The 9,523-nt window shown below is 44.9% G+C and carries 11 protein-coding genes; 6 read left to right on the top strand and 5 right to left on the bottom strand.

Annotated features, from left to right (window positions below; genetic code table 11):
- The first annotated feature begins 251 nt into the window (after positions 1 to 251).
- Positions 252 to 629, top strand: a complete 378-nt coding sequence (locus tag GF309_06950) for a cupin domain-containing protein (protein MBD3158515.1) — start codon at positions 252 to 254, stop codon at positions 627 to 629.
- 137 nt (positions 630 to 766) lie between these two features.
- On the opposite strand, the gene GF309_06945 is transcribed toward GF309_06950, so the two are convergent.
- The 3 genes from GF309_06945 to GF309_06935 all read right to left on the bottom strand — a co-directional run bounded on the left by GF309_06945 (position 767) and on the right by GF309_06935 (position 2,913).
- Complete coding sequence (locus GF309_06945; GenBank protein MBD3158514.1) at positions 767 to 1,168, bottom strand: PIN domain-containing protein; 402 nt, start codon at positions 1,166 to 1,168, stop codon at positions 767 to 769.
- Positions 1,153 to 1,353, bottom strand: a complete 201-nt coding sequence (locus GF309_06940; GenBank protein ID MBD3158513.1) for a hypothetical protein — start codon at positions 1,351 to 1,353, stop codon at positions 1,153 to 1,155. The genes GF309_06945 and GF309_06940 overlap by 16 nt, the downstream gene beginning before the upstream one ends.
- 192 nt (positions 1,354 to 1,545) lie before the next feature.
- Complete coding sequence (locus tag GF309_06935) at positions 1,546 to 2,913, bottom strand: MFS transporter (GenBank protein MBD3158512.1); 1,368 nt, start codon at positions 2,911 to 2,913, stop codon at positions 1,546 to 1,548.
- A gap of 16 nt (positions 2,914 to 2,929) precedes the next feature.
- On the opposite strand from GF309_06935, the gene GF309_06930 reads away from it, so the two are divergent.
- The 5 genes from GF309_06930 to GF309_06910 all read left to right on the top strand — a co-directional run bounded on the left by GF309_06930 (position 2,930) and on the right by GF309_06910 (position 7,816).
- Positions 2,930 to 3,598 (top strand): hypothetical protein, encoded by a 669-nt coding sequence (locus GF309_06930; GenBank protein ID MBD3158511.1) that lies wholly within the window; start codon positions 2,930 to 2,932, stop codon positions 3,596 to 3,598.
- Positions 3,599 to 3,851: 253 nt separating this feature from the next.
- Entirely contained in the window at positions 3,852 to 4,082 is a 231-nt protein-coding gene (locus GF309_06925; GenBank protein ID MBD3158510.1) for a hypothetical protein, read from the top strand.
- A gap of 142 nt (positions 4,083 to 4,224) precedes the next feature.
- A complete protein-coding gene (locus GF309_06920; GenBank protein ID MBD3158509.1) occupies positions 4,225 to 5,649 on the top strand; it encodes a hypothetical protein in 1,425 nt (474 codons plus the stop codon).
- A 9-nt stretch (positions 5,650 to 5,658) separates the two neighbouring features.
- A complete protein-coding gene (locus GF309_06915; GenBank protein ID MBD3158508.1) occupies positions 5,659 to 7,062 on the top strand; it encodes a hypothetical protein in 1,404 nt (467 codons plus the stop codon).
- Positions 7,063 to 7,171: 109 nt separating this feature from the next.
- A complete protein-coding gene (locus tag GF309_06910; GenBank protein MBD3158507.1) occupies positions 7,172 to 7,816 on the top strand; it encodes a methyltransferase domain-containing protein in 645 nt (214 codons plus the stop codon).
- A gap of 41 nt (positions 7,817 to 7,857) precedes the next feature.
- On the opposite strand, the gene GF309_06905 is transcribed toward GF309_06910, so the two are convergent.
- Entirely contained in the window at positions 7,858 to 8,583 is a 726-nt protein-coding gene (locus GF309_06905; protein MBD3158506.1) for a hypothetical protein, read from the bottom strand.
- 119 nt (positions 8,584 to 8,702) lie between these two features.
- Positions 8,703 to 9,443, bottom strand: coding sequence for a hypothetical protein (locus tag GF309_06900; GenBank protein MBD3158505.1), 741 nt, complete (start codon positions 9,441 to 9,443; stop codon positions 8,703 to 8,705).
- Positions 9,444 to 9,523 lie beyond the last annotated feature (80 nt).

The raw sequence follows: 9,523 nt of genomic DNA, 5'->3' as shown, positions 1-9,523 counted from the left end.
TGTTTTCCAGCTGCTTGAGCATTACTGACGATAAGCAACGCAAAGAGTAAGAGGAGGATTTTGCACTTCATAAGTGATGCGCCTTCAAGTTCTTAGCATCGTATATTGTCCGGATAATAAGTCCATCGCAATTCTTTGTGAGTCATTGAGCCCAATATACTAATCTCACGACGATTACTAGGAAACTATCAATTGAATCCAAAGAGTTCTTAGCGTCGTCAGAGTGAACTGAAATGTGACCAGTGCCCCTCTTGAAAATGAAAAAGGGAGTAATAATGATGTTTCAGAAAGAAATCGAGCTAGTAACCAAAACTGATTTTGAAGTAGTTAGAGATGAGATAACGGAGGGTGTTGTTGGTTTTCCACTTGTGACCGCCTTTTCCTCGGGCACGAAGGTCACTCTTACTCGAGTGAAACCACAGGGTGAGTTTTCTGAGCATAGGGACGACTATCACCATGTGCTCTACTTCATCAGTGGTAACGGCGTTGGTTGGCTCGAAGACGAAGAATATGGTATTATGCCTGGCAGACTTGTTCAAATCCCGAAAGGAACTCTTCATGGCTATCGAAATGACTCTGGGGAAACGATGACGCTTCTAACCATCAACATTCCGGAAAATGAAGCATGAATAAAGTTAGCTTTGCTACTCTTAGTTTGATACTGATTTTTTTCCTCGAGTACGCAATCATCGTCACTTAGATAATAATAAGAATTCTCAAGACATTCTTGAATATAGACTTCCGAATAAAGGGGCCAATAACCCTTTCAAGGCTCAATTCTGTGCAAATCAGTAGAATCGAAATCGGTATCGTAGCTCGCGATGTCAAGGTCATGTTTCTTGCATAATACATATTGATAAGCATCATCGAAATCGAGATTATAATTCCGGGAGGAAGAAACGAGATTTGGCGTATCGCTCAAAGCGAGTGTCAATGTTCTAACGCCACCATTAAGAAGAACATCATAAACAAAATCATGATACAGTTCATGCTTATTGATAGACGGTCTAAACATAATTACGCCAACTGAATGGATTGTGAAATCACTAATGAAGATTTCATCTGTGTTTTGGTGATCAATGAAATTAGTTGCTTCTTCGGCTCGTTTTTGTTCTAGAAGAATCTCGAGAAAGATATTTGTGTCAATTAGAATCATTGGTGTCTCCATTCGGATGCTTTATTCTCTAATTCCAAGGAGGTGAATTCATCACGAAACTCACTCAATCCCCCAGCCCATGAGAAAGTGATTTTGTTTTTCCTTCGTTGGGATGGAGACAAAGACCTAATATAGCGGATGACTTTCTCCCGTTCTTCATCATCAAGATTCCAGATAGCCTTCAAGAGATCTGCTATCTTATCCGGGTCTTGAGGGTATTTCTGAGGTTCTTCCTTTGTCGTCATTTTCTCAATCATAATAGTAGCCTTTCATCTTAAAACTCCTTATAATCGCTGATATCTCTCATTTTCTTAGAGAATGACTCAAGCGAAGCGATGAAGCTTCGAACCATCAATACTCCGGAATCTGAAGTGTGATTCGTTGCGATTTCAGTGGCCTTTGTTCCTTATTGGATCTCTTACTTTTAGCAGCCCCAGGAATGCAGCGGCAAGAATCAGTGTGGCAAGAACAAAGGGTTCAATTCCGATCAGGCCTGAGTGTGAAGCACCCGGGACAGGAGCGGCCGTTTGATCAGCTACGAAACCGAGAAGCGTTGGTCCAATAGCATACCCGAAATCACCAATTGTGCGATAAAGAGCCATAGAAACCTCTAGTTTATCCTGTGGTGAGACATCCGCCACAAAGGCTGCACTGGGACCTGAGAGCCCAACAGATGCGCCATATACTGCTATGATAACTGATAGTGAAACAAAGCCCGTAGCAGATGGAATCCACAGGACAGTCCCAGCTGTTAGAACAATACACACTGCGAGGGGTATTTTTCTACCTATTCTATCTGAAACCCGCCCTATTGGAGTAACGGTCAATGCTGTTGCTATCCCCCCAATGGTAAGGATGAGACCTATCGTCCCTGAATCGAGACCAAGATTGTTTGAAGCGAAAAGCGGGACCAACGTTGACCTGACACCTGTCCTCAGTAGGAACATAGTAAATACAGTAAATGTGACTAGAACAAATTGCTGATTGGACAGAACAGCACGTATGTCATTCAAAGTATCCCTCATTTGGAAACCAGAAGACCCATCTCTGGGACTACGTACATCTGGCAGCACTACTGTTGGAATGATGGCCAAACCTGTGAGGACCGCATAGACGAAAAAAGGTGCCGATATACCATATGCTTGTGTAAGCAGACCTCCGAAGGTGGGACCAAAAATAGATCCTAGAAGCAGCATTCCCAGATACAAGCTCATGTACTGTCCTCTTTGTTCCTCTCCGCATATCTGAGTGAGTAGCACTGTGGCAGCAGTAACGTACATAGCTGACCCTGCACCTTCAATCATCCGTGCGATTACTAGTGCGATGTATGTGGGGGCAATACCAGCTAGCACAGATGAAGCTGAGAGAAGAATCAGCCCTAGAATCATGATTCGTCTTTTATCGTAAATATCAGATAGAATTCCCGCAGGCAAGTCCAGAACCATTCGTGTGATAGCGAAAGATGAAATCACGACACCAACCAGTGTGTAACTAACTTGGAAGCTCTCTGCGTATTCTGGGAGGATTGGAGACACCATACTGAGTCCAAGCAGTACAAAGAATGTGACAAGCGAAAGATTAGCTACGCTAAGCACGCTGACTTCCTCGTCAGGACAGATTTTATCCTGTTCAGCGAGCTCGATGTTTTCTCCCGTCAAGGTTACCGCAATTCCTCTATATATCGGCGATGTGCTCTTGCTAAAGAAACTTGAGTTATGAAGACCTTTTGCCCCGGATTTGTTGCTTAGTTCAAGCATTTAAAGTGTCTTTCCGATGAATGTTGAATGGGTGCAACGGATGGGTCTAGTTGAAAAGACTAGGGAAGGCATCCTGCGCGTTATCGCATACCTGATACCCCTCGTAGTACAGATGCCCGGCATGGTCAGTTGGATTGGGCTCATGTCTGTGCCTCTACTTGTGTTTCTTATTGCCATGCTCGGAAATGGTCCCACTGGAATAGCAGAAGCCGTTGGATTCTTTGTTTTAAATCCTCTTAATCCTATGAATATCGCGGCATATTTGGGTGCGATCATTGCACTTGCATCAATACTGCATCTCGCTGTACAGAAAAGAAAAGCTAATGGCCTCGTGATGTCTGGTCCCTACCGTTACGTTCGACATCCTCAATATCTTGGGCTTCTGCTCCTGACATCGGGATTCACAGCATGGAGTTACTGGGTACTCATTCATACATTTGGTATAGGTTGGCTGAGCCCAGAGGGCACTGTGGCTCTTTGGTTTGTGATTCTAATTGCATACTTAGGTCTTGCTTTGATCGAAGAGAAGCATCTTGCAGGCAAATTTGGGGAAGAATATGCGGTATATCGAGATAGGACTGGCTTTTTTATTCCCGGTGTCACAACACCGCCCCACGATGTTCTGGCTTCGACGGTGCTGCTCAGTCTAGTTACCGTTCTTCTACTTTTGTTCGCTAGAATATGAAACTCAACGAATCAACACAGGATATCCACCGATTCTATTGACTAATCGGTCTTTGCCATATTTCTTCTATGTGTGAACATGGTAACTTTCAGAGATTTCTCGATGGATAATGAAATCGGAAAAATATCAACTGGCTTCAGAACTTATTGGTATTTTGGTTATTGCTGAGTACTGTATGCTAAGCGGCATGGTTTTTTGAATGCCCTAAGTTTTATTACTATGAAAAATTGATAAAATTCTGAGGAGATATAGCATGAAAGACCGGCCAAAGCTGTGGGAGGTTATATTCTTTCCAGGTCTCGCGCTTATTGCAGTGCTGTCTTTACCTCACCTGTTTGCTTATTACCAGACCGGGCGCATTGACCCATTCCTGAATATTGTGTCTTCCGGTCGTGCCGTAGGCATGACTGTTCTTAGCATTCTGACAGCTATTGCATGGTTAGTAGAGTTGCCTAGAGGACGGAAAAGCGAGGAATCAGGATAGAATCTTAACCAATCGTTCGTTTACGCAATAGGTTAGATATAAAATGGCCAAGTAGCTGCAAAAGCCAACGGAATGTGCCCTACTTTCTCTGTAAGAGTTTGAGAATTGGGTATATTTGATACAAGACTGGAGCTATTTGGATATGTTAAATGCGACAAAGCACTGTGTAGAAAAGGGAGAAAACCTGGGTGCTGATTTTGTCGAGGCTCGTTACGAAGACCTCACGTTGCGAACGCTTGATCGAACAGACGACACTTGGAAAGAGATCCAAAGCAAGTCGCGGCGGGGCGTTGCAGTAACTTGCTATGTGGAAGGCGTCTCTGGTTTCTCCTTTACTGCTTCTCTTGAGAAAGGGGATCTTGAAAAAGCAACCGAGCGTTCTTATCGGATGGCGAAGGCTTCAGCAGGAGCTGCAAAATTGAAACTGCCTTTCGATGAGCGGCCAGCTGTGAAGTCATCTGCTTCTGATACAAAATCTGTAAAAATTCACCCTAGCGAAAGAGAACTAAGCTTCAAAACCGATATGGTGAACAGAGCTGTTGAAACGGCACGTGAGCACGGTGAGAAGGTGAAGAATGTCAGAGGGCTATACGGTGAGCTATTTGGACAGAAGCTACTAACAAACAGTGATGGCTCGATTGTAGATTGGGAGTTCCTAGTTACTGATTTGCGGTGTAGTGTAACTTCGAGGACAGATGCAGGGAATCTTGTTACGGGCCGCGAAGGACATGGTGGAACTTTCGGCCTTGAATTCTTTGAAACTGACGGGCAAACACCAGAGGATATCGGCGCTACTGCAGGTGATATCGCCAAGGAGCAACTAGAAGCAAAGGCTTGTCCCGCAGGTCAGTTCCGGACCTTGATTGAGAACCATCTGGTCGGTGTATTGGCACATGAGTCATTTGGTCATCTAAGCGAGGCTGATTTCGTTGTCACAGGTGGCTCTCCGCTTACCGGCAAAATGGATGAGAGGTTAGGAACTGAACATGCTACAATCGTAGATGGTGGCGTACCTGATATCGATGAGCTTGGTGGTTTATGGGTACCTTTCGACGATCAAGGAATTCCAGGCAGCATGACCAAGATACTCGACAAGGGTGTGCTCACACATTACCTTCATAATCGAGGCACTGCGGAGAAACTAGGTCAGAAGCCGACTGGCAATGCTCGGGCAGTTAATTTCGTCTTCCCGCCAATTCCGAGAATGACGAACACCTTCTTCGAGCCTGGTGATTTGACCGAGGAAGAGGCGCTTGAAATGGTGGACGAAGGAGTCTATGCTATTCAGACTTCAGGAGGCCAAGTTTCTGGCGATGGCTCTTTCTTGTTCAAAGCAATCCGTGGGTATTGGATTGAGGATGGCGAGATACAGTATCCGCTCCGAGAAGTATCACTTTCGGGTAACATCCTGCAGCTTCTGTCGCAGGTAGAAGGAGCTACAAAGGAGCTGGAACTTTACTCTGGCTATTTTGGCGGGTGTGGCAAAGGCGATCAATATCCATTACCAACAGGCCTAGGCGGACCGAAACTAGTCATGGATGGCGTTACCTTTGGAGGAGAAGCATGATAGGAGGAAATGACGATGACAATGAATTATGATGATTTGAAGAGTGAACTACTATCTCTTGCCGATACCGGCCTAAAGCATGCTCGATCGGAGTACGATGCCGATTTTGAAATCTACTTGTACTGGTATAGTAGTGCTGAAGCCGAAATCGAGCAGGGTATCGTGTCCGCAAAGGACGGCATCGTTGCTGGAAACGCTGTTCGTGCAGCCAAGGGTAAGAAAGTTGGTTTTGCTTGCGCAAGTGGAATTGAGCCGGAACGAATAGAACTGAGTGTGAAAGAAGCATTTGAAGTAGCAGATACGGCTGCTGTCCCTGATGAGGAATTCGAGGGATTCTGTGAACCAAAGAAACCTGCTAAGGAAGGTCTTGCAGATGAAGCGATTCTTGAGCTGGGCGTTGATGATTTAATCAAACACAGCGAATCCATTGTGGAAGAAGCTGGGTCCGTTGACGAACGAGCAAAGGTTGTTGGCGGATCTGCTGAAGCAAGCTGGGGCGGTTACGCAGTTGTCAACTCGTTAGGCGTGGAAGCTGCTACCCGGTCAGTGTCCAATTATTGTGTTGGTCAAGTGATTGCTATACAAAACGGAGAACGGAAGTCCGCCTACGATTTCGATGGGGCACGCGAGAGGTTGTTTGAGACTGAAGGTGTTGGAAAGAATGCGGCTCAATCTGCAGTCGAACAGCTAGGTGCAGAGAAGTTGGATGAGACGACAACATTGCCTACCATATGGGCTCCTAGAGCCGCCGCTGCATATCTTCTTTCAAGCATTGGTAAGGCTACTCTTGGTAGACCTGTTGTTGAAGGGATATCACCTCTTTGTGACATGATTGGCGATACCATCGCTTCTGAGGACTTCACACTAATTGACGATGGTCAGAAACCAACCGGCATGGGTACCGAAGCAATTGATGCAGAAGGCTATCCTCAGCAGAAGAATGTCATAATCGAGGATGGTGTTCTGAAGAGCTTCTTGTTCGATACCTACTACGGCAGGCAGTTCGGGAGCGGCTCTACAGGCAACAGCTCTCGCGGTGGAGGAATATTTGGCGGATCAACACCATACGAATCACCTCCCTCGATTTCCATGAAGTTCCTAGATGTTGCTGCTGGCAAGGGCTCTCATGAGGACGTTGTTTCGTCATTCGACGAGAAGGCGATTTTGATTACAGAGCCACCAATCGGCATGTTCCATACCAATGTCAGTACCGGGGAGTTCTCTGTCGTTGCCAATAACGTTTATCTTGTCGAAGATGGGGAGAAGAAATGCCCACTGAAATCAACAAGCGTCTCGGGCAAGTTCTACGAAGGCCTAGCCAATCTCATTCGTATCGGCGAGGACAAGACTCTTGTTCCATACGGAGCAGAAGTTCCAACGCTTGCGTTCGATGGATTCTCCATAGTTGGGTAATAGAACGTAAGTTAGAACGAAAAAGATAGTTGGGGGCTTGGAATCTTCCGAACCCCCATTCTTTTTTTTTTGAAAACAAAAGAACAGACATTTTCTGGGTGGTCCGGGTATGGTAGCGAATCAAGAAGAATCATGGAAGGAGACATACAACAGACAGGGCGATATCTGGCGCTCGATGTATCCTAGAGGATATTCTCATTTCAAAGGGCTACAGGCTCTTCTGGATTATGCGGAACCTGATATGCATCTGCTTGATATTGGAATAGGAACTGGTGAAGCCGCTCTTCCCTTTTTGAAGAAGGGACTTCGGGTTACTGGTATTGATATTTCACAAAGAGCTCTTGAGCTTTGCAGAGCGAAGTTTTCGAATGAAGAGATTCCTGAATCTCAGTTTGATCTGAGAGAGGTTTCTCTGCAGGAATTTGAATATCACCTCAATGAGTACGATATCGTCATAGACTACTACACTAGCCAGCATGTCGGTAGGAACGATCAAAAACGATTTTTCCAATCTGTTGCCCAGCTACGTTCAGGCTCTTTCTTGCTGGTCGGTCAGTTCTCCCCAACTCACTTGAAAACAAAGGAGAATTTCATTTCCAAAGGAAATGGCATTTTTGTTTCGGAAAATCGCTTTTTCTGCGTTAGAATGCCTGACGAAATGTCGGACAAACTGAGAGGTCTGGAGTTTGAAATTCTGAAACTCATTTCATATGAGGAGAAGGGTTTCTATGAGGTACTTGCTACAAAAGGGTGATTGTTGATTATCAGCCTAGAATTGTGCAGCGAAATGATATTTCACCCATAGCTACGATATGCGCGGTCTTCTGCTGGTGGCAGATCTATATTCAAAATAGATGTAGGGAGTTTATCTACAGTATCAGCTGCTGAAAGGAGTTTCTCTAAGGCTTGATCGATTTCTTTTGGTAACTCCTGCGTGGTTTCGATTTCCTCTGTGTGGAATTCAGAACAGAGTTGTTCTAGAGATTCTTTCAAGTCTGAACGCACCATTTCTGCAGCCTCCTGATTCTGTTCTGGTATATTTGATCTATTGAATAGAAACATCAACAAAGAGAGTACTCCAAAGAGGAAAAGAGGTATTCCAAATACAATGGCTATGTTTTGCGTAAAGAATTCTTCAAGTTGCGTCATCGCTTGTGTCCCAGAAAACGTTGCGAAGACTATCATCAATGTGATTATACATAAGTCCCCAGTCAAGAGCCAGATAGTGAACCCTTGTAGTCTTGTATTCCATCTAAGAGGGGCAGGATTATCTATATTTGGAGATACGAGCCCGGCTATGTATCTCTCTTCCCCAATTGTTGGCGTATGGAGCAGAACAGCACAATTGTCCTTGGAGATTTGACAGACTCCATCTTCGGCTGAGATGAAGTCGATAGGACAATCATATTTGAGATTTGCCAAGACTGTGCGAAATTCGTCCATATAGAATCTGGACCCTTCGATTACAAAGTAATTCAGGCCTAAGGATTTGCTTGGCTCAGTAAACCACAATTTGCACATTTTGGACGATACTACTTATTTACGCGTTCCAGAAAAACTATGCGCTTTCTCATTTCTGACATAGTATCTGTTATTGAATTTGAAGCAATATTCCGAGATTGGAGTGCGGAAACCGCTCCCTAGTACGTTCGGAGGGTGTCTTGTGGGATTTCAGCCTGGTTGATATCTAGGATAGTCCCATCGATTTTGTCTAGCCCCTCTACTACTTCAATCAGCTGATCGAATGCCTCGAAAGCCGAATCTGGCAAAATGCTAGGAATATCATACCATGGCGTATATGCCTTTTCTGTTCCGGAAAGCATCTCGCCTTCAAATTCTGAGCAGATTGTGCTGAGAACATGCTCCAAATCAGAACGAACCATCTCAGCAGCAGCATGATTTCTATCTGGCAAACTGATTTGATTGAATTTGAATGCGAAGTAGTACGACACTACCAAGAGCAGAATGCCTACACCAGCGAGAGGAATCCAGCTATCTGTAAGCCATTCAAGCAGATATGGTCTAGGACCTCCCCGAACGCCCAGTCCAGCAAGAGCAACACCAAGCAAGGCTCCTATGTATATAACGAAAATAATGGCTGCGGCTCTATAGATCTTCCAGCTTCGTCTGAGCTGGGGGATGTTAGATGCAAGTGGCAAGGCAATTCCTGTTAGGTACCTTTCTCCACCGCCTATTGAATCATGCAGCAGAATCCCGCTGTCTTCCTTAACGATTCTCGTCAGATCAGCCTTATCGGATGAAAAGCTAGTTCTAATCTCGTAATCCAAATCGGTCAGAGCGTTTCCTAGTTCATCTATTGGCGGCTCGAATCCAGCTATTGCAAAGTAATTCACTTGTAACGAATTGCTGGGTTTGGTCATCCATAGCTTACACATATTGGTCGTAATGCTGAATGTTATTCCAGTTGAAAAATACAACGGTTATTCCTGGAATCGATGGA

It is taken from the genome of Candidatus Lokiarchaeota archaeon (assembly GCA_014730275.1).
Classification (GTDB): Archaea; Asgardarchaeota; Thorarchaeia; order Thorarchaeales; family Thorarchaeaceae; genus WJIL01.
The sequence above is the reverse complement of the archived record's forward strand: the minus strand, read 5'-3'. Positions and strand labels throughout refer to the sequence as shown.